Source organism: Streptomyces hamibioticus (assembly GCF_047946815.1).
Taxonomy (GTDB): Bacteria; Actinomycetota; Actinomycetes; order Streptomycetales; family Streptomycetaceae; genus Streptomyces.
Window position 1 is genome coordinate 7223781 of sequence record NZ_JBKKQY010000001.1, and the last position, 23121, is coordinate 7246901.

The window sequence follows — 23121 nt, forward strand, 5'->3', positions numbered from 1 at the left end:
TCGTAGGGCGCACGGATCAAGCCCTTTCACGCGGACCTGAAGAATTTCAGGCTGCGTTTTCCGGTTCTCTGTAGGCAGGAAGCACGCCGGTGCCGCCCGAAGTGGTGCCGCGGCAAAACGGGGGTTCAACGAGCATGAAGCGAACATTCGTTTCCGCCTGTGCGGGTGTGGTGATCGTCGCCGTCACCACCGCGGGCTGCACCGCGGCGGCGACGGACGATCCGGCCGGATCCGACCGTCGGCAGCGGTCCGGGAGCACCGGCGCCGCCGAAGCCGGCGGCCAGGGCCGTGAACTGACCGACGCCGAGCGGATCCTGGTCCAGCGCGCCGAGCAGACGCTCGTCAAGGAGTGCATGGAGAAGGAGGGCTTCAAGTACTGGATCGGGCCCCTGCCGACGGTCGACGAACTGAAGGGCGGCGGCTACGTTCTGACCGACGTCGGCTGGGCCAAGCGGCACGGCTACGGCAGCCGACTTCGGGCGAGGCTTCAGGACCTCCAGAGCAGCGACCCGAATCACGCGTACGCGGGCACGCTTGCGCAGGAGGAACGCGTTCGCTACAGCAAGACGCTCGAGGGCGGGCCGTCGAGCGGGATGCTGACGGCGGAGCTGCCCGGGGGCGGCACCGTCCGAACTCCCGGCCGCAGCTGCCAGGTTGAGGCCAAGGAGCAGCTCTACGGCGACTTCGAGACCTGGTTCAGGGCAGAGAAGACGGCCACGAACCTCAGCTCCCTCTACACATCGGCCCTGCTCGAGGACAAGCGCTTCGTGAGGGCCCTCGAGAGCTGGTCGGCGTGCATGCGGAAGGCGGGCCACGCCTACGCCGACCCGCCGGAGATCCGTGCGAAGCTCCCGGCGCTCACGGAGGGGCTGAGCGCACAGAAGGCGTACGCCACCGAGGTCGAAGTGGCGGTCGCCGAAGCCACCTGCGCCACCGGGACGCCCTTGGCCAGGACAGCACGCGAACTCGACGACGAGTACCGGAAGAAGCAGCTCGAACGGTACGGCGAGGACGTCGCGACCTACGAACGCATGAGCCTCACCGCCCTCGCCCGGGCAGAGGACATCACCGGCTCGACGGCCTGATCCCACACCTCGTGTCCGGAGAACCGGACATCACGGACTTCCGCGACGTCACGGTCGCGGGGACACCCGCACAACACCCGAGTACAAGGAGTGATGCACCATGCGCAAGATCCTGGCCACAGCCGCGACTCTCGGCCTCGCCGGCCTCGGAGCGATCGTCCCGGCGACCGGCGCCCAGGCTGCGACTCCCTGCGACAACGCGTGGCACAACGCCGTCTCCGGCAACTTCTACGCCTACAACTACACCAACTGCAGCGGCTATCTCGGCAGCACCGCCAGCTGGGACTCGGACTGGGGCAACAGCTCCGGGCCCTTCCAGGGCGGTGACACCAACAAGGCGTCGTCGATCCTGCACAAGGGGACCTCCGGCATGGCCGTGCAGGTCTTCAACGGTACGGGGCAGGACTGGGGCGGCGGTCACACCTGCATCAAGAAGTCCGAGTACTACATGAGCAGCCTCTCCGGGCACACGTTCACGAGCGGCGCCGGCGTGAACAACGGCATCAGCTCGCACCGGTGGGTGTGGGACTCGTCCTGCGGCAGGTTCCTGAACTCCTGACCCAGCCGGTCATCCGTCGCCCCCAGGCACGCCCAGGCCGCCTCGCACTGCGAGGCGGCCTGGCGGTACGCGACCGGGACCGGCGCACCGAAAGTTCCGCGATGGAACGAATGCGGCGTACACCCATCCTCGGGATCTACGCCCCGGGGAGAGGAGTACGGGGAGGCACTACACCCAATGCAGTACGCCGGTCCAGCCCCAGGGGCGGATCAAATGAGGCAGAACCCGGGTGAGCATGAACGGGTACCCCGGTCAGAACCCCTGCCTCCCCCATCTGCCGGGTCTCGTCCTGCCCGTATCCGACGGATTGGTCCCAGGTGGCTACGTTCCTCTATCGACTCGGCAGACGCGCGTTCCGGCGCCGCGGTCTCGTCGCCCTGCTGTGGGTAGCCATACTCGTGGGCGCCGGCGTCGCCGCGTCCACCGCGCCCGCCCCGCCCGAAGACTCCTTCTCCATGCCCGGCACCGAGTCCCAGAAGGCGTTCGACCTGCTCGATGAGCGCTTCCCGGCGGCCAGTGCCGAAGGCGCCACGGCGCGTGTCGTGATCCGCGCCCCCGAGGGCGAGAAGATCTCCGACCCGGCCGGCAAGGCCAAGGTCGAGCAGCTGGTCACCGCCCTCGGAGACGGCCCGCAGGTCGCCTCGGTGGCCGACCCCTTCGAGGCGAACGCCGTCAGCCAGGACGGCACGACCGCGTACGCGTCGGTGACGTACAAGGTCAACGCCATGGAGCTGACCGACCGGGCCCGAGAGTCGCTCACCGCGGCCACCGACGACGCGCGCGGTGACGGCTTCACCGTCGAGACCGGCGGCGACGCGGTCATGGCCGAGCAGGAGATGGGCGGCACCGCCGAGCTGATCGGCATCGGCGTCGCCGCCGTCGTGCTCCTGCTGACCTTCGGCTCACTCGTCGCGGCCGGTATGCCGCTGCTTTCGGCGATCACCGGTGTCGGCATCGGCATCTCCGGTATCGGAGCACTCGGCAGCACGCTGGAACTGTCCGCCACGACCTCCACGCTCGCCATGATGATCGGCCTGGCGGTCGCCATCGACTACGCCTTGTTCATCGTCTCGCGCTACCGCGCCGAGATCGCCGAGGGCCGCACCCCCGAGGACGCGGCCGGACGCGCGGTCGGCACCGCCGGCTCCGCCGTCGTCTTCGCCGGACTCACCGTCATCGTGGCCCTGGCGGGCCTCGCGGTGGTCAACATCCCGATCCTCACCAAGATGGGCCTGGCCGCCGCCGCCACGGTCGGCATCGCCGTGCTGATCGCGCTCACCATGACCCCGGCCCTGCTCGGCTTCGCCGGTAGGAAGGCGCTCAGCCGCAAGGACCGCAAGGCCGCCGCCGGACAGCGCACGGCGTCCGCCAAGCCGAAGCTCGGCACCCGCTGGGCCCGCTTCGTCCTGCGCCGTCCGGTGACCGTGCTGCTCACCGCGGTGATCGGCCTCGGCGTGGTCGCCGTGCCGGCCACCAGCCTGGAACTGGGCCTGCCGGACGAGGGCAGCTCGGCGCCCGACACCACCCAGCGCAAGGCCTACGACATGCTGTCCGAGTCCTTCGGCGCGGGCTTCAACGGCCCGCTGATGGTCACCGTCGACACGCGGGGCGCCGACGACGCGAAGGCCGCCGCCGAGACCGTAGTCGAGGAGATCACCGGCCTGGGCGAGGCCGCGGCCGTCACCCCGGCGAACTTCAACGAGCAGGGCGACACCGCCGTCCTCACCGTCGTGCCCAAGACCGGGCCGAGCGACACGGCCACCGAGGAACTGGTCAGGGACATCCGCTCGCTGTCCGGCGACATCAGGTCCGAGACCGGCGCGATCATGCTGGTCACGGGCATGACCGCGATGACGATCGACTTCTCGCAGACCCTGGACGACGCGCTGGTGCCGTACCTGGCTCTGGTCGTCGGCCTCGCCTTCCTGCTCCTGATGCTCGTGTTCCGCTCCGTCCTCGTCCCGCTGAAGGCGGCCCTGGGCTTCCTGCTCTCGGTCGCGGCGGCGCTCGGCGCGGTCGTCGCGGTGTTCCAATGGGGCTGGCTCGCGGACGTGTTCGGCGTGGACCAGCCGGGCCCGATCATGTCGATGATGCCCATCTTCATGATCGGCGTGGTCTTCGGCCTGGCGATGGACTACGAGGTCTTCCTCGTGACCCGCATGCGCGAGGCCTACGTCCACGGATCGTCCGCCGCCGAGTCCGTCACCACCGGCTTCACCCACGGAGGCCGGGTCGTCGCGGCCGCCGCGATCATCATGATCAGCGTCTTCTCCGGCTTCATCATGGAGAACGACGACATGATCAAGATGATGGGCTTCGGCCTCGCCATCGCCGTCCTCTTCGACGCGTTCGTCGTCCGCATGGCCATCGTGCCCGCCGTGCTCGCACTGCTGGGCACCAAGGCGTGGTGGCTGCCCACGTGGCTGGACCGGATCCTGCCGAACGTCGACGTCGAGGGCGAGAAGCTCCACAAGGAACTCGGCGACACCTCCGAGTCCGCGGAGCGCACTCCTGAGCCCGAGAGGGCCGGGGTCTGACGGGTACGCGCGAAGACGCGGCTGCTCCACGGCAGCCGCGTCCTCGCGGACGGAACCTGACCGCGAGTGTCCCTACGGTCGTTCCATGACTCACACCGAGACTCAGTCCCAGGCCCGGCCCCAGAAGATCCTCGTCACCGGCGCCACCGGGACCGTCGGCCGGCAGGTCGTCGCCGAACTGCTCGCCCGCGGGCACGCGGTCCGTGCCCTCACCCGGGACCCGGCAGGGGCCGGCCTGCCCGGTGGCGTCGAGGTCGTCCAGGGCGATCTGACCGAGCCCGACAGCCTCGCCCCTGCCCTGGAGGGCGTCACCGGCCTGCACCTCATCACCTTCGGCGGGCCCTACTTCGCCCCGCTGGAGACCGGCCCGAGGATCCTGGAACTGGCCCGCGCGGCGGGCGTACGCCGCGTCACCGTGCTGCACGGCGGCGGGCCTTCACTCCTGGAGGACGCCGTGCGTGCCGACGAGGGGGTGGACTGGACGGTTCTCATGCCGGTCGAGTTCATGGCCAACGCGCTGGAGTGGGCCGACGGCATCGCGGCCTCGGGCGAGGTGCGCGAACCGTTCATGTCCCGGCTGAGCGCCATGGTCCACGAGGGCGACATCGGAGCGGTCGCGGCGGTCGCGCTCACCGAGAAGGGGCACGGGCGCCGGGAGTACGTGATCACCGGACCGGAGCTGCTGACCGTCGCCGACAAGGTGGCGGCGATCGCCGCCGCCCGCGGCCGGGAGATCACCCTGGTCGAGCTCACCGAGGAGCAGGCCGTCGCGCAGTGGCGGGCGGCGGGGCACCCGCAGGAGGTCGTCGACTTCCTGCTCGAGGCGTACGGCAACACCCCCGAGGTGGGACGCACAGTCGTCGACACCGTCGAGAAGATCACCGGTCATCCGGCCCGTACCTTCGCCCAGTGGGCCGCGGACCACGCGGACGCCTTCCCGGCGGCCATCGCGGAAACGGCGTAGCGCACGTCGAGCGCCTGCCCCGCCCGGGGCAGGCGCTCGACACCTGCGGAGGAAGCGCCAGGCGACCTGCACGGGCGGCCAACGGCCGTACAGGTCAGCTGAATGACGCCGCGTCAGCCTTCGGCCCGCCACCCGTCCCGTCGAGCACGGTTGGTACCCTCCCGGAGTGACTGCGACCTTCGACCAAGCCGTCCGCGCTCGGCTGCAAGCCCCCAACATCTGGTACGTCGGCACCGTGTTCGCCGACGGAGCGCCGCAGGTCAGCCCGATGTGGGTGGATCTGGAGGGGGAGGGGGAGCTGACGTTCAACACCTCGGTGGGCCGAGTGAAGGAGGAGAACCTGCGCCGCGACCCCCGCGTCTATCTCTCGCACGCGGACGCCGGCAACCCCTTCGACCGAGTGCAGATCAGCGGTGTGGTGACCCGCTTCATCGAGGGCGAGGAGGCGCACGACCGGATGGACCGGCTGGCCCGGAAGTACCTGGGCGGCGAACGGTTCGAGTGGATCATGCCGGGGGAGCAGCGGGTCGCGGTGATCGTGCGTCCGGTCAAGGTGCGGCACATCGTCGGGGTGGAGCGGTTCCGGCCCGGCGGCCCTGTTCCCGCCCCCTGACGGCCCACCCGAGCGCCGCCCCCTTCTCCACCATCGCGGCGCCGCATCCGGCGCCGCGATGGGTCCACCGCCCGGCCCCCGGCCGATGGAGGCCATGTGGGCAGCGCGGCCGGCCCCGGCATGACAAGCTGTGCTTCCACTGCCCGACCTCAGGAGGTCACCATGACCGCAGAGTCTTCATCAGAGTCTTCATCAGGGTCTTCACCGCAAGAAGGTCCGGAGACGGCTGACACCACGAACCGTGCCCTGACGCCTGACGACGACGGCCAGTACGACCTGAAGGGCAAGTTCCGGGAGGCCTTGGCACGCAAGCGAGGCAAGCAGGCGGAGGGTGCGGCCCTCGCTGCGAACACCGACGCCTCGAAGATCCGCGGCGCGCACGGCCCGGCCGCGAGCCAGCGGTCCTTCCGGCGAAAGAGCGGCGGCTGAGGCCACATCGCACCGCCGCCCCGGTTGCGCAGGCGGGCCGGACTCGGTGAACCACTCCGGCCGCCGCCGCACGACTGACCTGACCTGACCGGATCGTCCGCGCCGTGCAGGAGCGGCTCGTCCGGCCTACGGAGTTCGCCCGGCGGATTGCCGAAGACCGCCGGGCGAGCGGCCCGTGCCGAGCCGGGGGCGGGGCCGGCGGGCTGGGTGCCCGACGGTACGGACAGCCGGACACGGCGCCCACCTGATGCGAAACCAGTCTGCTCCCCGGACCCCGGCGGGGCCCCGTCGCTGCGATGGTGTGCCTCGGGTGTCGCCTCAGACGGGCAGTTCCGTTCGGAACGCCGTCACCGCCGTACCGGCGATGGAGACGAGCAGTTCCCCGCCGGTTCCTGTCTCCACGTGGACCTGGACCTCACCGGGGCGCCCCAGGGCCGCTCCCTGCCGTCCGGTGAAGGCCAGGCGGCCGCCGGGAGCGGGGACGATGCCGTGCCGGAGCAGATACGCCCCGAGGGGACCGTGGCCGTTGCCCGTGACGGGGTCCTCGTAGATCCCGATCGCGGGGGCGAACATCCGGGACCAGGTCAGCAGGCGTTCTTCGCCGGTGGCCCTGGTGAACACGAAGAATCCGTTGGTGTCGACGTCACGGCTGAGGGCCGTCAACGCGGCCGGGTCCGGCCGCAGTGCGTCAACGGCGGCACGGTCGCGCAGTTCGACCAGTACTTTGGCGTGTCCCGTGGACACGATCTGGACCGGGCCGTTGTCCGCGAGATCCCCGGGGGCGGCGCCCAGGGCGCGCAGCAGCCGGCTGACCTGGAGACTGTCCAGTTCGGGTCCGAAGACGGCCGCCCCCTGATGCATGCCGATCCGCACTCGGTCGGCGTCGCGGTGGATCCGCACGCGTTGCAGCAGCCCGGTGCCGGTCTTCTGCACCAGTGAGCCGGAGGCCAGCCCGTATTCGACGGCCCTGGCGAAGTGGGTGGCCACGGTGGCGTGTCCGCAGGTGGGGACCTCCGTCGTCGGCGTGAAGAACCGTACCCGCAGATCGTGGTCGATGCCGTCGGCGGGCAGGACGAAGGCCGTCTCGGAGTTGTTCAGCTCCCGCGCGATGGACAGCATCTGCGCGTCCGTCAGGCCGTCGGCCGCCGGCACCACGCCGGCCGGGTTGCCGCTGAAGGGGGTGCGGGTGAACGCGTCGACTTGGTAGAGAACTCTCACCGGGCCTCCGTTCTGCTGCACGCGCCGGCGGTGGCCGGGGTACGGCACCCGAGGCCGCCGCCGGCTGCCGCGTTCTCGGCGAGCCGGACCAGGGTGCGCACCGCGCAGCCCGTACCGCCACTGGGCGTGCAGCCGTGAGGCCCGCCTTCGTTGAAGGCCGGTCCGGCGATGTCCAGATGCGCCCAGGGAACACCGGCCGGCACGAACTCCCGCAGGAACAGGCCGGCCACCAGACCACCGCCCATCCGCTCGCCGTAGTTGGCGATGTCCGCCACCCGTGAGTGCAGGCTGTCGCGCAGTTCCTGCGGCAGGGGCATGGCCCAGGCCTGTTCCCCGGTCTCCCGGGCGGCGGCCAGCACCCGGTCACGGAAGGCGCCGTCGTCGGCCATCACCGCGAAGACATGGTCCCCGAGGCCGAACCGCGTCGCGGCGGTCAGGGTGGCCACGTCCACGATGGCGTCCGGTTGTTCCTCGCCCGCCCGCACGAGCGCGTCGGCCAGCACCAGGCGCCCCTCGGCGTCGGTGTTGAGCACCTCGACGGTCCGGCCGCCGTACATCCGCAGCACGTCACCGGGGCGCACGGCCGAGCCGGACGGCATGTTCTCGGCCAGCGCGAGCCATCCGGTGACGTTGACCGGGAGATCGAGCCGGGCGACGGCCAGCACTGCGGCGAACACGGCCGCCGCGCCGGACATGTCGCGCTTCATGATCTCGTTGGCGCCGACCGGCTTCAGCGAGATGCCGCCCGAGTCGTAGGTGATGCCCTTGCCGACGAAGGCCAGCGTCGTCGTGGCCTCGGCGTGGGTGTGGGCGATCCGTACCAGCCGCGGTGGGCGGGCCGATCCCTGCCCGACTCCGAGGATGCCGCCGTAGCCGCCCGCGGCGAGCGCCTCCTCGTCGAGTACTCGGACCACCGCACCGTGCTCCGCACCCGCCGCGGCCACGGCGGCGGCGAAGCTGTCCGGATACAGGTCGTTGGCCGGGGTGTTGACGAGGTCGCGGGCTCGGTTCAGTTCCTGGCCCAGCGTGCGGGCACGCCGTACGGCGGCCTCGGCGAGTGTCCGGACGCCGTCGTCGACGAGGATCGTCACCTCGCGAACCGGCAACGCCCGGGTGGTGGTGCGGTAGGCGGTGAAGGCGTAGGCCCGAGCAGGGCGCCCAGCGCCACCGCCTCCACGGCCTCGCCCGTCCCGGCCGGCAGCGCCAGGGCGACCGTGCCGGCGCCGGCCAGGGTCCGGGCGGCCACACCGGCGGCCCGGCGCAGCGCCTCGGCGTCGTAGCCCGCGCCGTCCTCGGCGGGGCCGAGGCCGACCGCGAGTACCAGCGACGCCCGGACGCCGGCGGGCGCGGGAAGCCTGAGCGCCTCACCCCGGGCGCCGGTCGCCCCGAGGTCGGCGAGGAGCCGGGTCAGGCTGTCGCCGAACACTTCGTCCGTGCCCGCCCCGGGCGCCGGCACGGGCCCTTCGGCGCCCTGGGCGACGCCGATCACGACCCAGTCGGCGGGCACCGATGCCGCGGCCGTCGTGGCCACTGTCAGCACTGTCACTGTCGTACGTTCCGTTCCTGTCGTGGGAGCCCCCCGCTTCGGGTGGGCGCCGGCGGTCGTCGTCCGCCCCGGTGCGAAGGCCCGGGCCGGCCGGCGGGTCAGTCCGACCCCGGCGAGCACGACCGCCATCCCGAGGGCGATCCGGAGGCTGAAGTCCTCGTGGAGCAGGACGACCCCCAGCGCGACCGAGACCACCGGGAGCAGATAGCCGACGGTGGCCGTGTTGGTGGCGTCCTCGGCGGCGATGTTCCGGTAGGTGAGGTGAAAGGTGAAGCCGGTGCTGACGACACCCAGGACCACGACGGCGACCAGCTCCTTCGCGCCGATGTCGATCGGCGTCAGCCCTCCCGCCGGCAGGGTCGGCGCGGTGAGGGCGGTCGCCGCGATGAGCTGCGCCGCGGACAGCGAGACGGTCGGGATCCTCTTGCCGACCAGGAAGCGGCTCATGAACGTGAACCCGACCGCGTAGCTCGCCGCCGCGCCGACGATGGCGAGCGCTCCCCAGCCGCCCGACTTTGTTGCCTGCCACGGCGCGAAGATCAGCACGACTCCGGCGAATCCGAGCAGCAGCCCACCCAGCCGGGACGGCCTCAGCCCGCGTTCGGATCCCATGACCACGCCGATCAGCAGCGACCACAGCGGGGTCGTCGCGTTCAGGACACCGGCGACCCCCGAGTCGATGGTCTGCTGCCCGATGCTGAACATGGCGAACGGCAGGGCGTTGCAGAAGAAGGCGGCCACGACGACACGACCCCAGATCGCCCGGCTGCCCGGCAGCCGCCGGCCCGTGCCCAGGCAGACCGCCAGGAGCGTGACCGACCCCAGTAAGCACCGGCTGAAGGTCACCTGCACCGGGGTCAGCGCATCGAGGGCCATCTCGATCCACAGGAAAGTCGATCCCCACAGAAGGGCGAGCACGCCGATGCGCGCCCATCCCCGGCTCCTGTCCGTGAACCCGTTCAGCGTCGTCTCCTTGATCAGCCCTGATGAAACGGTGCCGTACCTCTCCTTCAAGGACAAGAAAAAGGTTCTGCACCATCGTTAAGCTGGCCTACATGCTCGACGTCAGACGTATGCAGGTGCTGCGCGCCGTGATCACCAGCGGCTCGGTGACCGCGGCGGCGGCGCACCTCGGCTACACACCCTCCGCCATCAGCCAGCAGGTCTCGGCGCTGGAGAAGGAAACCGGGATGGCGCTGTTGGAACGGGTCGGCCGGGGCGTCGCGCCCACGGCGGCCGGCCTGCTGCTCACCCGATACGCGGCCGTCATCAGCCGGCACCTCGCCGAGGCCGAGACCGCTCTGGCCGATCTGCGCGCGGGGCGCGCGGGCCGGCTGGCCCTCCGCTACTTCGCCTCGGTCGGTCCGACCTTGCTGGCGCCCGCCCTGGCCCAGGTGCGCCGCGAACACCCGGGGGTGGCGATCGACCCGAAGCTGGCCGACCCGGATGACGCCTTGTCAGAGGTGGACCGAGGCGACGCCGACCTGGCCGTCGTCGTCCGGCGGCCGGCCGGGGCCCACCACCAGGGCATCCGCGTGGTGCACCTGATCGACGACGCCTACCGGGCGGTGCTGCCCACCGGACACCCGCTCGCCTCCGGACGCGTGGTCGACCTGGCCGATCTCGCCGGTGAGCCGTGGGTCGGCAGTGAACCTCCCGGCCCCTGCCTCGATCCGATCATCGATGCCTGCGCCGCGGCAGGCTTCAGCCCGGACTTCGTGACCAAGTCGGAGGACTACGCCACCGCTCAGGGGTTCGTCGCAGCGGGCCTCGGCGTCAGCCTCATTCCCCGACTGGGATTGAGCGCCCGCCATCCCGGCGTCGCCATCCGCCGGGTCCGGCGCCCCGAGCCGATCAGGACGATCCACGCCGTGATCCGGGCGAGCTCCCTGGACCAGCCCGCCCTGCGTACCCTGCTCGACGCCCTCAAGGACTCGGCACAGCAGTGAGTGACGCGGCGGTATCGCCAGAGGACGCCCGCCCCGGCCACCACATCGAGCAACAGAAGGCGTACTTCGGTACGCGGTACCACCACGGCGTCGGCCTCGGCCGCCTGGTGCTTCCTCTTCGGCCGGTCCATGGGGGCGTACCCCGTACAGAAACTCGCCAGGGCGGGCGGCGCCCACTGGCGGCGACGCCCGGTGGGGAGGCCGGCGGACGAGAGGTGGGGGGCGTGGTGCCAGCGCACGGGGTGCCGCCGGCGTCCTCCGGCCCGGCCGCCACCGTCCGCCCCCCATGCCCGCGCCCGTTGCCGCCCTCGCCGCCTGCGCGGACACCCGTGGGGGTGACTCACGGCCTGGCCCTCGCCGTGGCTTGGCGGCTGGACGGGTCGTCGCGGCGGGTGGTCAGTCGACCAGGCCCAGGATGCCGAGGCCCGCATTCCCGCACTGCGGCGTGTTCACGTTGGGGTTGAGGGGGATCAGGCCCTGGGCGGCGGAGGCGGCCGACTGCGCGGTGGAGCACACGTCGGGCATGTCGGCGCCGCCGCACTGGTTGAGGGGGCTGCCGACGGGCAGTCCGGCGAGGTTGCCGTTGGCCGCTCCGGTGTCGTGGGTGGTGGTTCCTTCGACGCGGGCGGAGTGGTCGTTGGCACAGCTGGTGCCGAAGGCCGGGGACAGGAAGTCCCCGACCCCTCCGGCGGACGCCGGGGCGGCCGTGGTCAGTGCGGCTCCCGCTGCTGTGACGGAGAGCGCGAATGCGGTGAGTGCCGTGCGCATGGTCATACCCGCGCAACGACCACCGGCCCTTGCCAGTCACGCGTGCCGGCCACCGCCCCGGACACGCCCGGCCGAGCCGAGCTCCCCAGCTCTCCCAGCCCCTCTGCCGTCACCCTGACAGTGGGGAGATGACACAGTCGGCATCCAGCACGCTGACCACATCACCCGGCGGGTGGGCTCTCCTGCGGTGCAGGCGGAGGCTCGCAGAGCCGGCGTCGATCCCTCGCCCATCAGGGTGAGACGTCGATGGAGAAGACCACGCGGTCACCATTGCCGGTGTCGATCTTCTCGTTCAGTCCCCACAGCCGACCCCACTGAAGTGCCCAGGACAGGTTCTGCGTCATGCGGGGGCCATGGCGAAAACGTGGGGTGCCTCTCCCGGTTTGGCGTGGTGGATGCAGCTGTAGGCCATGTTGTCGTCCGCTGGGACGTCGTTCCAGCCCTCCGGGCACTGTCCGCTCATGTAAAAGCGCTCGCCGTCGGTAGCGACTCCCTGCATCGACCAGACCGGGGTGGTGTAGGCGCGCACGGCCTCGGCCGTGACGATCTGGCTCCCCTCCTTGGCCGTGGGCAGCGCCACGCCGGCGTTCAAGTGCCACCGGATGATGCGTCCACCCGCGGCCCTCCGGTACTCGCCCGAGACCAGGGTGTCCGCCCCCGTGCGGTCGAGGCTGAGCGAACGAGGCAGACCGTCGTCCCACTGCCCGGCGTGCACTGCCGAGACGTGGCGCTGCGGTCCCCGGTCCAGTAACGGCCGATCATGGGCATGGCGCCACTGGTGCCAGAGCGCGGAGGAGCTTCCGTTGTCCACGCCCACGCTTCCGGAGATCTTTCCCACCTTCCACAAGTGCCCGCATGTCGTAGACCTGAAGCTCCGACCCATTGGCGACGAAGAGCCGGTTTCCGTACCACACCATGCCGTCCACGTGGATGTCGCGGGTGGGTTCGAAGGACCCGCCGGCCGTGGGGGTGACGAGGAGGACGTGGCCGTAGGTGACGGCCGTGTTGTCGTTCTTGACGAGGGAGACGCGCGCGTATTCGTTCTGGCTGCCACCCGTTCCGTGATACCAGCCGGCGAGGTACAGGTGGTTGCCGTTCACCGTGCCCTCGGGGCTGGCGCCGTGGCTTGCCGTCAGGCCCTGCGGAACCCAACCGCCCTTCTCGCTGTCGGCGCGAGATCTTTCCCAGGTGTTGGGCGTGAATGCCAACACGGTGCTGCGCGGTCTGAGAACCCTGCGCGACGAGGGGCTGCTGGAGTTCCGGCGGGGGCGAGGCGTGACCGTGGCTCAGGGTGCGGACGAGCGTTCGGCGCTGCTGGATCGTGTGCGTGATGTCGTGGCTGATGCGGCACGTCTCGGATACAGCAAGAACGACGTCATCGACATGATCGAGGGAATCTCGTGACCTTCCGAGCAGTGCGCGGGAGTGCTGCGGCGTGGGGTGCCGGCGGCTGGATCTCAGGGGTGCTGGTGCTGTTGGTGGCCTTGCCCCTGGCTGCCGGCGGCCGGCTGCCGGATCGGCTGGCAACCCACTGGGGCGCAGGATCCGGTGAGCCGGACTCTTCCATGCCGCTCTGGGCCGCGACGTTCGTCCCTGCGCTGATATCGGTGGTGATGACGGCGGTTGTCGCGCTGGCCGCGTGGCGGGCTCGCGGCAGTACCGACGGGGCACCGCGCGGCTGGGTCGGCGCGACTCTGGGGTCCGGTGGTGTGACGCTCCTCGGCGGACAGGCGTCTGTCGTGCGGGCGAATCTGGACCATGCGGACTGGCGCCAGGCCGATTCGGAGACGGACTGGGTGGTGACGACCCTCGTGGTGGCGGTTGCCGTGGGTGTGGTTGCGTTGCTGGCCGGTCGCCGGGCACCTGCCGCGGTGCCGGCGGCAGCCGGGCCGATGATGGAGATACCGGAGGGCGAGCGGTTTGTGTGGCTGTCCCGCACGTCCAACCCGTGGCTTCATGCCACGGCGGCCGTGACCGGAGTCGTCGCGGTGGCAGCGTTGGTGGTGGCGGTGGGTGGCTTGATGGGGTCGGAGGCTGCGCTGCTGGCCGCGCCCTTCGCTCTCGCCTCCGTGCTGGTGCTTGGCTGCGCGTCGGTGCAGGCGCGCGTCAGTGAGAAGGGACTGGAAGTCGCCCTCGGTCCGCTGGGCTGGCCGGCACGGCGGTGGGCGCCCGAGAGCATCGCCTCCGCCCGCGTGGAGACGCGGACGGCTGCCCAGGTCGGCGGCTGGGGGTACCGGCTGAGCGGGCTGGGCACCACCGTGATGCTGCGTAGCGGCGAATGTCTGGTGGTCCGCACCGAAAAGGGCAAGGACTTTGCCGTGAGCGTCGACGACGCTGAGCGTGGCGCCGCCCTGCTGAACTCCTTGATCGGTCAGCGTTCAAGGTAATGAGCCGGTCCAGGCCGGCGAATCCTCCGCGCCGGCCCGGACCAGCCTGAACAGATGCCAACATCTCTTCCCGGCCCGGCGAGTCAAGCGAGAAACAACTCCTACGCCGATGTTCAGCCACTGCTCTCTCGCGCCTCGACGGTGATATTTCGCATGTGACTGCATGATGGAGAAAGGTGAGTTCTGGGACGGCTGTTCGGTGACGCGAGCGCGCTCGCGGCCGGGGGAGAGGAAGCCGTTGTGCGTCCGGGATCGGCGTGCCGTTCGGTGATGTCGAAGGCTCCTGCCGTCTCGTGGGTGGCGGTGATGCCGTTGATGAGCCCGTGTGTGTGGGGGCGGGCCGGTTGGTGACTGCGGGCCGGTGTGCTGGGGGTGCCCAGGCAGGTACCGCCCTCAGGCGTGGAAGGGGTCAGTCGGCCCCTGGTGAATCCTGCTCCGCAGGGTCGCCCCGTCCTACGATGACTGCCCAGATGACGGTGGATGGCGCGGTCACCTTCACGGTGCCGGCCTTGTGGGCGGCTTTCAAGGCGAGCTGGTTGTACGTCACGGCGGGTCCCCCGGGGCTGCACTCCAGCGGGAAGGTCGTCTGGAGCACGGGCACTTCGACCTTGACCGTACCCGTGCCCTGGCAGCTCACCGCGACGATGAGAGCTTTGCCCTGAGCGCCGGCCCTATAGGGAAAGTTGGCGTTGCCGCGGGTGACGCCGTGCTGTCCGGCCGTGCTTTCGCCGAGTCCGGGGTCGAGCGCGGGCGGGGCGACCGCCGCGGTCTGTCGTGCGGTCGGGGTGGGTGAGGAGGCGGCCGACGTCGCGGGAGCGGCGCCGTCGCCGGTGTCGTTGTCCGGCGTGCAGCCGGCCGCGACCAGCAGTATCAAGGTGCAGGCCGCTGTCCTGCGACGCAGTGTCACTTGCTCTCCCACAGCGCCCAGCCGAGCCGGCGGGGCGGGCAAATGGTGGACGTTCTTCTTCACGCGTCTCGTGCAGTTGGCGTACACGTACTGGCTGTAGTCCCACGACTTGAGCCGGTGGACGCCGTAGCGGGCGTGGGTGGTCTTTTTCGAGGCGGCGTCGTCGGAGATGGTGTTGCCCATCTTCGCGGTGAGCTCCACAGACAGGATCACGTCGACCTTGCCCTCGGTCTCGACGACCGCGACGGACCCGCCGACCTTCAGCTCGCCGCTGCAGGCGATGCCGACCTTCCTGGTCACTGGTGAACGTCGACTTCGCGGTGTGGGAGGTGCCGTTGTGGTTGGCCTGCTCCTTGCCGACGCCCTGGTGGGAGTCCTTGCCCTTGCTCATCGGCACATACCGGTAGCCCGGCTCGCAGGCTCTGGCGTCCAGGCCGGCACGCAGTCCGACCCCACGTCCGTGATGCGCGGGACGAGGGCCCGAGGCCCGGGCACCGGGTGGGGTGCTGTGCGGCGGAGGCTGTCTGCTCGCCGGTGGTTCCGTATCCGGACGACAGCTTCACCTCCTGCCCCATGGCCACCTTCGCCGACGCCGCATCGGACGCCCGGCCTCGGGAGGCAGAATGGGAGGAACGAGGCCTGTGATGCTGCCTCGTTCCTGGAGGATTCTGATCATGGCCTGCTCCTGCGCGGCCGCGTACTCGGCATCGGCCTGGCGAGCCAAGTGGTGGTAGCCGTGCAGCCAGATGTACGTTCTGGGCGAGAGAATCGACGTGTTGACGACAAGTTCGTTGAGTTCGCTGACTGCCGACCTCCACCCGTCCAGATGCGCGGGATAGGTTCCACCGCCGCCGATCGTCAGACACGGCTTCCCCTGGTCATACTTCAACTTACAGTACGTACCGCCATATTCGACGTGGCGTACGTCGAAGTGATACTCGCTCGCGCCGTCTTCCAGCCTGGGCAGATCGCACATCAAACCCTTCTGCATCCACCCGTCCACGTCGAAAGGCAGCGGCCCCATGAAGCACCGCAGTCGCAACTCGCGCCCGGCAGCCAGCAAGACTTCAGCGGCCTCACTCGTCATCACAGCAGTATGCGGCAGGGGGCACGGCGCCGGGGAGTGTCCGGTCAACGGCCCTGTCGCGTATGCGGCTTCTTCCGTGGTAGCGGTCAGTTCGGGCAGCGGTTGATCGGTGGCTCTTCCCACGCCGGTCTACCGCTACTGGGCGGTACGGAAGTCCACGAGCCGGTCTCCCTGCACGAGCGAGTGGAGGCGGCTCCGCTGCCCTTGGCCGGCCAGGGACCGTCCGGGCGGAGCGTCAGTGCCATGCGGGGTCGGCCGGAAAGGTGATGCCTCCGGTGTGCCAGGTACGGTTCTCGTAGAGCATTGCGTCGGTTCCGCTCGCGTCGGGGGTGGTGGAGTGATGGGAAGCGGTACGCGGTCGGACATGGCAGTGCCTGCACGGACCACGTCGGCGCACGCCGCGGGCTGGGTGCTGCGTTCTGCGGTGGCAGCGGACATGGAGGTGATCGCGGAGTTGCGGGCCACGGTCCTGCGTGCGGACTTGGAACGCCTTGGGCGCTACGACGAGCACCGGGTACGGCAGCGGCTGCGGGAATGCTTCTCCCCGCAGCACACGTCGATCATCATGATCGACCGTGAGCTGGCAGGATGCATCACGGTCCGGCCCGCCGAAGGCAGACAGTGGCTGGAGCACTTCTACCTTGCTCCGCACTGTCAGGGCCGAGGGCTCGGATCCGCTGTGTTGCGCACGGTACTGGAGCGAACGGACGCGCAGGGTATGACCGTGAGCTTGAACGTCTTGCAGGGCAGTGCTGCCCGTCGACTCTACGAGCGCCACGGATTCGTCGTGGAAGCCCAGGACCCGATCGACGTCTTCATGACGCGCCCGCCGGGGGCGATGGCGAGTGCTCCTGCGAAAGGCTGACCTGCAATGGTGCGAGGGCCCCGCCGCGGTCCGAGAGGCTGTTTTCTACGGCCGTGACATGACAGCGGTCGCATGGTGCTTCGAGTGTGACCAAGAAGTGGGCTCGTGCGGCCATGTCCCATCCTGCCTTCTGCGGCATCTCCCGTGCGCATCGGGGGAATTTCATTCAGGGTTGGCAGACTTGTGGCTGGCTGTACGGCACGGCCCGCTCCCGGTCTCCCGCGCCATCGGCGTGATCCGCCCGCTCCTGGCGGCGCAGGGCTTCTCCGTCCCCGACCGCCCCGGGATGCGGCTGCACAGCCTGACGGACGTGTTCGCCTATGTCGAAGCCGAGGGGGTCCGGCTGAGGATCGATGGAGGCGCGGACCGACCGGGCGGCATGTACGACCAGACCGTGGTGCGCACCGAGGGCATCGCCGAACAGTCCCAGCTCCGCCCGGAAGTGGGAGCCGAGGTCGACGAGGGCTGCCGGGGTCTGGCCGACGCATTCCGTGACCAGGTCAGCGCCCCGCCGAAGAAGCCGAAGCGCAACGCACGGCCAGCACGCCCCGGCCTCGATCGCGGACCGGGTCGTTAGCGGGTTGGGACCGGCACGGTCGATGGCCGCCATTCTCGCCTGATCAACCCGAACACCCACGTGTCGGATACCTCGCCGTTCACGACGCACTCTTCCCGCAACGTCCCCTCCCGTACGAATCCGATCTTCTCCAGGACCCGGGCGGATGCCACGTTGCGCGTATCGGTCTCGGCCTGGACTCGATTCAGGTCCAGTGTGTCGAATGCCCACTGCAGCAAGGCGTGCGCGGCTTCCGCCGCGTAGCCGTGGCCCCACATGGCATCGTCGAGGCAGTAGCCCAACGACGCGCTGCGGTGACCCGGGTCCCATTCGGTCAGACCGCACCAGCCGACGAAGGCCCCGTCAGAAGCACGGTCGATGGCCACCCGCGCCCCGGTGCCTTCGGCCGCCACCTTCCGGCACATCGCGATGAAGCGCTCGGCGCGAGCCCGTTCGTTCCACGGCGGTGAGTCCCAGTAGCGCATCACGAGGGTGCTGCTGTGCAGCGCGAAGAGGGGGTCCGCCTCGGCTTCGGTAAAGGGTCGCAGTCGCAGGCGAGGGGTGCGCAGTGTGGGGGTGGCCAAAGTCATGGGCGCCATCTTGCTTCCTCACGGGGCGGACAGGACACCGAATATCCGATCCCGGTCCGGTCCTCAGGACCGATGCACCGCCTATCAGCAGGTCGTGCACGCCTTCCTCCAGCACTCCGACCGGGCATTGAGGTTCGCGGCCGACTTCGACCTGGAGCTGATCGGGAACAGGACGCTCGATGGTCACATCCAGGAGCTCACCTACCGACCCACCCTCCACTGACCGGGACGCGTACGAAGAAGATCTCCGGCCCTGTCGCGCTTCGGGTACGGAGGGCCGCACCCGCCGCCGTCAGGAGTCGGTGATGGACGCATGGCGGGCCAACTCCGTGGCCAGCCGCTCCATGACGGTGCGGTTGGCGCGCCGCATCGCGGTTCGCACGACGGGGGCCAGGAGCCGGTCGGCGAGAGGGGCGCGCGCCCAGGCGTACGTGAACGAGATGCGACTCCCGCCGGTTTGCAGCGGTTCGATGGTGTAGGTGCCGTGGGCCAGGCGCCGGCCGGCCGCGCTGACGTTGCGCTCGACGATGGTGTGCGGCGCTTCGGTCTCGACGACCTCGATGGTGACGTCGGTCTCCGTGCCCCCCAGCGCGGCCGTGACCGTGGCGCACGCTCCGATGCCGCGGTCGGGGCCGCTGTAGCGCCAGTCGCTCAGGTAGTGGTTGGTGAAGCGCTCGTGGTGTGCCAGGACATCGAGAAAGTCGAAGACTTGCTCGGAGGTCTGCGGCACGTCGACCGTCACGGTGACAGACTTCATGTACCACATGGTACATACGGCCTGTGCTGATGGGTACACTCGCGACGTGGTGCATACGGAAGACTCCCGTCCCCCGGGCGGGACCGGACGGGGTACGGACGCGGACGCGGACCGGCGCGCACAACTGGTGGACGCCGCCGTCGACCATGTCGCGGCACACGGCATCACGGACCTGAGTCTGCGCCGTCTGGGCGCCGCGATCGGCGTGAGTCACCGCATGCTGATCCATCACTTCGGGTCCAAGAAACAGCTGTTCGTGGAGATCGTCCGGGCGTCGGAGCGGCGCCAGCGCGATCTGCTGTCCAAGCTCCGCCTGGAGCCCGGATTCTCGCCCACCGACGTGGCACGGCTGCTGTGGCGGCAGCTGGCGGACCCCCGGCTGGCCGGTCAGGAGCGCCTCTTCTTCGAGATCTACGGGTACGCGCTGCGCGGCCGCCCCGAAGCCGTCCCCGTCCTCGAAGGGCTGGTGACGGACTGGCTGGAGCCGCTCGTGGCCGCCGAGATCGCGGCGGGGGTGGCTCCTGCCGCGGCCCGGAGGCGCGCCAGACTGGGACTCGCCACCGTCCGCGGTCTGCTCCTCGACCTGCTCGCCACCGGTGACCGCGCCTCCGTCGACGCGGCGATGGAGGAGTTCCTCCGGCTGTTCTACGGCTCGGACTGACACGGTCGCCGATCCGGTGGCTGGACGGTGCGTCGGTCAGCGGCCGAGCCACGACCGCCGTGACCGCCGACGAGTACCGATGTCAGTGGCGGCTGGAACCATGGAGGCATGAACGGCGATGAGCAACTGCTGCGCGGCCGGGTGTACGGCCAGGACCACGACAACCCCAACCCCGGCCCGCTCCCGCATCAGACGTACGCCGCGCTCACGGGCGGGCCGCTGGACGGACTGCTGCTGGACATCACCGGCTGGCGGCCGCAGGAGATCGACCACGGTGTCGCTCTGCCCACCGAGCTGTCGCAGTGGCCCGGCGGCCGGGCCCTGTACGGCCCGCACCTCGGAGAGCCGCGCACGCCGGGTCCGGGGGTGATGTGCCGCTTCCACTACTCCGGCGACACGCCCTGACCGCTGCCGGTGGCCGATGCGGCCGATAGGCGTGACTGGACGCCGGCTGGCGGTAGCGCTTGAAGTGACGCTTCATCAGGAGGCGGTGGCCTCCAGTCGTCCAGTTGTCCAGGGTGCCGTCGGCCGGATACAGGGCCTCCATGGAACCGACCTGGGACCCACCCGGAACCGCCGGTCCGGGTACGCCTCGCGGGCGGGGCGTGCGGCCCGGCGACACGCGTGACGGGTGCCGTCTGCTGCCCGTTCCGGGGTGGCGGCGTCGGTGGCGGGAACGGTGCGGTGAAGCGGACCTCGTTCAAGCACTGGACGGACGCGGACAAGGACGGCTGTACGACCAGGGCGGAGGTGCTGAAGGCGGAGGCGCTCATCGCCTCCCGTGCAGGCCGCGGGCTGCAAGCTCTCCGGCGGCGAGTGGTACAGCCCCTACGGCGACGTGTACGTCGACGCCCCGAGCGAGCTGGACGTCGACCACCTGGTTCCGCTCGCCGAGGCCTGGGACTTCGGCGCCTCCGCCTGGACGGCTGCGGAGCGGGAGGCCTGCGCCAACGACCTCGGGGACGACCGGTCGCTGATCGCGGTCAGCGCGCGCGGCAACCGGTCCAAGGCCGACCGGGACCCCGCCGAGTGGCTGCCGCGGTATGAGGGGTACCGCCGCCAGTACCTCACGGACTGGATCGCCACCAAGCTGCGCCGGCAGCTCTCCGCGGACGACCGCGCGCGCAGCACCCTCACCGAGGTCATCGCCGCCTGCCCCAACCTGCCGGTCAAGGTTCGCCTTCGCCCGCTGGTAGTGCTTCGTTACGACGGGTGATCTCACCTGATGACGGGCATCTTCTTCGGTATGAGGCTGGGGGAGGTGGAACGGCTCCGGGGTGAGTTGTCGGAGTCCGTTGCCGATGTGTTCGCCTCGCTGCCGCGGGGGATCAGCGGCGGTGACCCAAGCCGCCTGCACCCCCGCTGGTCCCCGCCCGACCTGGACTAACTAACGTATGCCGTCCGGAACAAAGGAACGGAACACGGCATGGCGCACCAGGGGTGGGGACCACAGGGGCCGAACGGGCCGCAAGGACCGTACGGTCCGCAGGGGCCATATGGTCCCTACGGCTGGGGCGGCTGGCAGCCGCCGCCCAGGCCGGGCGTGATACCGCTGGCACCGCTCGGGCTCGGGGCCGTCTACAACGGTGCGTTCTCGACGATGGGGCGGTACGCGCGGCAGTTGTTCGGCGCGATGGGCGCGGGCCTCGCCCTGCTCCTCGCCGTGACGGCCGGCGCGTTCGCGCTGGCCTGTCTCAGCGTCGAGGACGACTGGCAGGCATTGATCCACGCCGACGAGCCGACCTGGGCCATGGTCCGCCCGATCGTGATCTCCGTCGTGGTGGCGTACGCGGTGCTCATGCTGCTCATCCTGCTGGTGAACTCGTTCCTCTCCGCTGTCAGCCCGGTGGTCCTGGAACACGCCGTGCTGGGCCGGCGCACCACCTTCGGCGCGGTATGGCGCCGTGCCTGGGCCCGTACACCGTCCGTGCTCGGCGTGACGCTCCTCATGTATCTGCTGGTCGCGATCCCGATCGTCCTCTTCTTCCTGCTCTGGATCAGCCTGATCGCCCTGCTGTTGGCGGCCGAAAGCCCCCTGATGGCGCCGGGGCTCGTGCTCGTGTTCTTGCTCGGGCTGCTGATCCTGCCCTTGGTGACGTGGCTGCTGGTGTCCTTCTCGTTCGCGCCCGCCACCGCGGTCCTTGAGTCGGCCGGCCCGATCACCGCCCTGAAGCGCTCGTTCCAGCTGGTCCGCGGTGCCTGGTGGCGCACGTTCGGCATCCTGTTGCTCACCTGGGGCATGGTGGCCGTCGGAGGGTGGATCGTGCAGATCCCACTGCTGTTCGCTGCTCCGCAGCCCTCGTACGACGCCTACGGCCCGTACGACGAACCGCCCGCCGACGTCGGCGACTTCTTCATCGACGTGTACGGCGACGCGCTGCCCGGACTGTGGACCTATCTGGTCCTCACTGTCGTCGCCACGCTGGTGGTCCAGCTGCTCGCCACCGCCTTCACGCAGCTGGTCAGCACCCTGCTCTACATCGACCAGCGCATCCGCCGCGAACGCCTCGGTGAGAGCCTGGCCCGGGCGGCCGGCCACCAGTAGACCGGCACACGGAGGCACAGGAAGCACACGGAAGGGCGGTCGGGCACTCGGCGGTACCGACCACCGGGCCGCCCTGTTGATAACGTCGGGGTTCGCGGTCCGTGCCTTGCGCGGACGGGACCCGGCGGGCACCGGCCGGCCCTCCGACGGGGCCCCACGAAGAACCGGTTGTACCAGCAGCCCCGCTTCCCCAGCTGAGCTTCCATCCCGTAGAACTCCGCGTCGATCGACGACTTCGGCAGCCGGTCTGCAACGGCCAGTCCCTCGTCGGAGGCGTCGTTCACGTACAGCTCGGCGGCCGTCTGCGGCAGCTTCTCCGCGAACGCGGCCTCCTCCTCCACCCGCTGGTGGAACGGCACTCTGCGACGCCGGGGAGCCGCCCGATCCGCACCGGAGTCTCCTGGCGTGACCTGCCGGAACGGCTACGGACCAGGGAAGACGGTCTACACCCGCTTCCGCCGCTACGCCCTGGACGGCCTGTTCATCCGCGCCCCGCAACAGATCCAGGCCCAGGCTGACGCCATCACGCCCCCGGCCGATCCCGAGGAGGCCTGGCCACCGAGATCCACCTCGCCTGCTACGACAATGGCCGCCCACTCACCGTGCTGGTGACCCCGGGACAGCGGCACGACAGCATCTGTGCGCGCCCGCTCCTCAAGCGCATCCGGGCCCCGCGCGCCGGCCTCGCCGGCCCCGCTGCAGGCCCGATCAGGTCATCGCGGACAAGGCCTACAGCTCCCGTGGGTTCCGCGCCTATCTGCCTAAACACGGTGTCACGCACACCATCCCAGAGAAGACCGACCAGCGACGCAGCCAGCCGGGCCGCGGTCACCGTGGCGGACGGCCGCCGACATGCGTCCGGGACGCCTACCGGCAGCGCAACACGGTCGAGCGCTGCTTCAACTGCCTCAAAGGCTTCCGCGGCGTCGCCACCCGATACGAGAAGACCGCCGTCCTTTACGGGGTGACCCAAGCCGCCTTGCTGACTGTCGCGCACCCCACCGGGGGAACCTTCCGCCCGGCCCCTCGCCATCCGCTCGATGACGTGCTCCACCACGACACCTGGTAGGGGGCGCCAAGCCGTCCGGTCGCCAGTTG

The 23121-nt window shown here is 70.3% G+C and carries 24 protein-coding genes and 4 pseudogenes; 18 read left to right on the forward strand and 10 right to left on the reverse strand.

From position 1 onward, the window contains the following. Positions 1-134 precede the first annotated feature (134 nt). From ACLGIH_RS33025 to ACLGIH_RS33050, 6 genes are all read left to right on the forward strand, one after another. Positions 135-1085, forward strand: coding sequence for a hypothetical protein (locus ACLGIH_RS33025; protein WP_416528949.1), 951 nt, complete (start codon positions 135-137; stop codon positions 1083-1085). A 100-nt stretch (positions 1086-1185) separates the two neighbouring features. Continuing rightward, entirely contained in the window at positions 1186-1644 is a 459-nt protein-coding gene (locus ACLGIH_RS33030) for a hypothetical protein (RefSeq protein WP_416528950.1), read from the forward strand. 317 nt (positions 1645-1961) lie between these two features. Further along, positions 1962-4181, forward strand: coding sequence for an MMPL family transporter (locus ACLGIH_RS33035; protein WP_416528951.1), 2220 nt, complete (start codon positions 1962-1964; stop codon positions 4179-4181). An 85-nt stretch (positions 4182-4266) separates the two neighbouring features. Continuing rightward, complete coding sequence (locus ACLGIH_RS33040) at positions 4267-5145, forward strand: NAD(P)H-binding protein (protein WP_416528952.1); 879 nt, start codon at positions 4267-4269, stop codon at positions 5143-5145. Positions 5146-5311: 166 nt separating this feature from the next. After that, the gene (locus ACLGIH_RS33045; RefSeq protein WP_416528953.1) at positions 5312-5758 is read left to right on the forward strand and encodes a PPOX class F420-dependent oxidoreductase; all 447 of its coding nucleotides are present in this window, start codon (positions 5312-5314) and stop codon (positions 5756-5758) included. Positions 5759-5920: 162 nt separating this feature from the next. Next, entirely contained in the window at positions 5921-6187 is a 267-nt protein-coding gene (locus ACLGIH_RS33050; protein WP_416528954.1) for a DUF5302 domain-containing protein, read from the forward strand. A gap of 318 nt (positions 6188-6505) precedes the next feature. Here the strand turns inward: ACLGIH_RS33050 and ACLGIH_RS33055 are convergent, their stop codons facing one another. The 3 genes and pseudogenes from ACLGIH_RS33055 to ACLGIH_RS33065 form a co-directional block, all read right to left on the reverse strand. Further along, positions 6506-7405: a PhzF family phenazine biosynthesis isomerase gene (locus ACLGIH_RS33055; RefSeq protein ID WP_416528955.1), complete on the reverse strand. Its 900-nt coding sequence runs from the start codon at positions 7403-7405 to the stop codon at positions 6506-6508. After that, positions 7402-8951, reverse strand: a pseudogene (locus tag ACLGIH_RS33060) (leucyl aminopeptidase). The gene ACLGIH_RS33055 and the pseudogene ACLGIH_RS33060 overlap by 4 nt, the downstream one beginning before the upstream one ends. Before the next feature lie 156 nt (positions 8952-9107). Continuing rightward, positions 9108-9827, reverse strand: a pseudogene (locus tag ACLGIH_RS33065) (DMT family transporter); the annotation flags it as partial. Between the two features lie 179 nt (positions 9828-10006). On the opposite strand from ACLGIH_RS33065, the gene ACLGIH_RS33070 reads away from it, so the two are divergent. Next, the gene (locus tag ACLGIH_RS33070) at positions 10007-10900 is read left to right on the forward strand and encodes a LysR family transcriptional regulator (RefSeq protein ID WP_416528956.1); all 894 of its coding nucleotides are present in this window, start codon (positions 10007-10009) and stop codon (positions 10898-10900) included. Between the two features lie 396 nt (positions 10901-11296). Here ACLGIH_RS33070 and ACLGIH_RS33075 read toward each other — a convergent pair whose 3' ends face one another. The 3 genes from ACLGIH_RS33075 to ACLGIH_RS33085 form a co-directional block, all read right to left on the reverse strand. Next, positions 11297-11668 (reverse strand): hypothetical protein, encoded by a 372-nt coding sequence (locus tag ACLGIH_RS33075; protein ID WP_416528957.1) that lies wholly within the window; start codon positions 11666-11668, stop codon positions 11297-11299. Between the two features lie 340 nt (positions 11669-12008). After that, positions 12009-12383, reverse strand: a complete 375-nt coding sequence (locus ACLGIH_RS33080; RefSeq protein ID WP_416528958.1) for a hypothetical protein — start codon at positions 12381-12383, stop codon at positions 12009-12011. A 43-nt stretch (positions 12384-12426) separates the two neighbouring features. Then, a complete protein-coding gene (locus tag ACLGIH_RS33085) occupies positions 12427-12879 on the reverse strand; it encodes a hypothetical protein (protein WP_416529578.1) in 453 nt (150 codons plus the stop codon). Here ACLGIH_RS33085 and ACLGIH_RS33090 point away from each other — a divergent pair. Then, positions 12836-13072 (forward strand): annotated as a pseudogene (locus ACLGIH_RS33090) (GntR family transcriptional regulator); the annotation flags it as partial. The gene ACLGIH_RS33085 and the pseudogene ACLGIH_RS33090 sit on opposite strands and share 44 nt — an antisense overlap. Positions 13073-13131: 59 nt before the next feature. Then, positions 13132-14055 (forward strand): DUF1648 domain-containing protein, encoded by a 924-nt coding sequence (locus ACLGIH_RS33095; protein ID WP_416528959.1) that lies wholly within the window; start codon positions 13132-13134, stop codon positions 14053-14055. Between the two features lie 409 nt (positions 14056-14464). Here the strand turns inward: ACLGIH_RS33095 and ACLGIH_RS33100 are convergent, their stop codons facing one another. Together ACLGIH_RS33100 and ACLGIH_RS33105 are read right to left on the reverse strand one after the other, a co-directional pair. Continuing rightward, positions 14465-15262: a hypothetical protein gene (locus tag ACLGIH_RS33100; protein WP_416528960.1), complete on the reverse strand. Its 798-nt coding sequence runs from the start codon at positions 15260-15262 to the stop codon at positions 14465-14467. 259 nt (positions 15263-15521) lie between these two features. After that, complete coding sequence (locus ACLGIH_RS33105; protein ID WP_416528961.1) at positions 15522-16049, reverse strand: hypothetical protein; 528 nt, start codon at positions 16047-16049, stop codon at positions 15522-15524. A gap of 364 nt (positions 16050-16413) precedes the next feature. Here ACLGIH_RS33105 and ACLGIH_RS33110 point away from each other — a divergent pair, with 364 nt between their 5' ends. Next, a complete protein-coding gene (locus tag ACLGIH_RS33110) occupies positions 16414-16914 on the forward strand; it encodes a GNAT family N-acetyltransferase (protein ID WP_416528962.1) in 501 nt (166 codons plus the stop codon). Positions 16915-17086: 172 nt separating this feature from the next. After that, positions 17087-17491: a hypothetical protein gene (locus tag ACLGIH_RS33115; protein ID WP_416528963.1), complete on the forward strand. Its 405-nt coding sequence runs from the start codon at positions 17087-17089 to the stop codon at positions 17489-17491. Here the strand turns inward: ACLGIH_RS33115 and ACLGIH_RS33120 are convergent. Next, positions 17488-18060, reverse strand: coding sequence for a GNAT family N-acetyltransferase (locus ACLGIH_RS33120; protein WP_416528964.1), 573 nt, complete (start codon positions 18058-18060; stop codon positions 17488-17490). The genes ACLGIH_RS33115 and ACLGIH_RS33120 overlap by 4 nt on opposite strands. Before the next feature lie 121 nt (positions 18061-18181). On the opposite strand from ACLGIH_RS33120, the pseudogene ACLGIH_RS33125 reads away from it, so the two are divergent. Then, positions 18182-18283: pseudogene (locus tag ACLGIH_RS33125) on the forward strand (dihydrofolate reductase family protein); the annotation flags it as partial. Positions 18284-18352: 69 nt separating this feature from the next. On the opposite strand, the gene ACLGIH_RS33130 reads toward ACLGIH_RS33125, so the two are convergent. Continuing rightward, positions 18353-18817 (reverse strand): SRPBCC family protein, encoded by a 465-nt coding sequence (locus ACLGIH_RS33130; protein WP_416528965.1) that lies wholly within the window; start codon positions 18815-18817, stop codon positions 18353-18355. A 46-nt stretch (positions 18818-18863) separates the two neighbouring features. On the opposite strand from ACLGIH_RS33130, the gene ACLGIH_RS33135 reads away from it, so the two are divergent. From ACLGIH_RS33135 to ACLGIH_RS33160, 6 genes are all read left to right on the forward strand, one after another. Further along, a complete protein-coding gene (locus ACLGIH_RS33135; protein ID WP_416528966.1) occupies positions 18864-19478 on the forward strand; it encodes a TetR/AcrR family transcriptional regulator in 615 nt (204 codons plus the stop codon). 108 nt (positions 19479-19586) lie between these two features. Then, a complete protein-coding gene (locus ACLGIH_RS33140; RefSeq protein ID WP_416528967.1) occupies positions 19587-19883 on the forward strand; it encodes a hypothetical protein in 297 nt (98 codons plus the stop codon). A gap of 376 nt (positions 19884-20259) precedes the next feature. Beyond that, the gene (locus ACLGIH_RS33145) at positions 20260-20694 is read left to right on the forward strand and encodes an HNH endonuclease family protein (RefSeq protein ID WP_416528968.1); all 435 of its coding nucleotides are present in this window, start codon (positions 20260-20262) and stop codon (positions 20692-20694) included. Between the two features lie 327 nt (positions 20695-21021). Beyond that, positions 21022-22023, forward strand: a complete 1002-nt coding sequence (locus tag ACLGIH_RS33150) for a DUF7847 domain-containing protein (protein WP_416528969.1) — start codon at positions 21022-21024, stop codon at positions 22021-22023. Between the two features lie 405 nt (positions 22024-22428). Further along, positions 22429-22635 carry a hypothetical protein gene (locus ACLGIH_RS33155; protein ID WP_416528970.1) on the forward strand — a complete coding sequence of 69 codons (207 nt, stop codon included), beginning with the start codon at positions 22429-22431 and terminating at the stop codon, positions 22633-22635. 25 nt (positions 22636-22660) lie between these two features. Further along, entirely contained in the window at positions 22661-23092 is a 432-nt protein-coding gene (locus ACLGIH_RS33160) for a transposase (RefSeq protein WP_416529550.1), read from the forward strand. Positions 23093-23121: the final 29 nt, after the last annotated feature.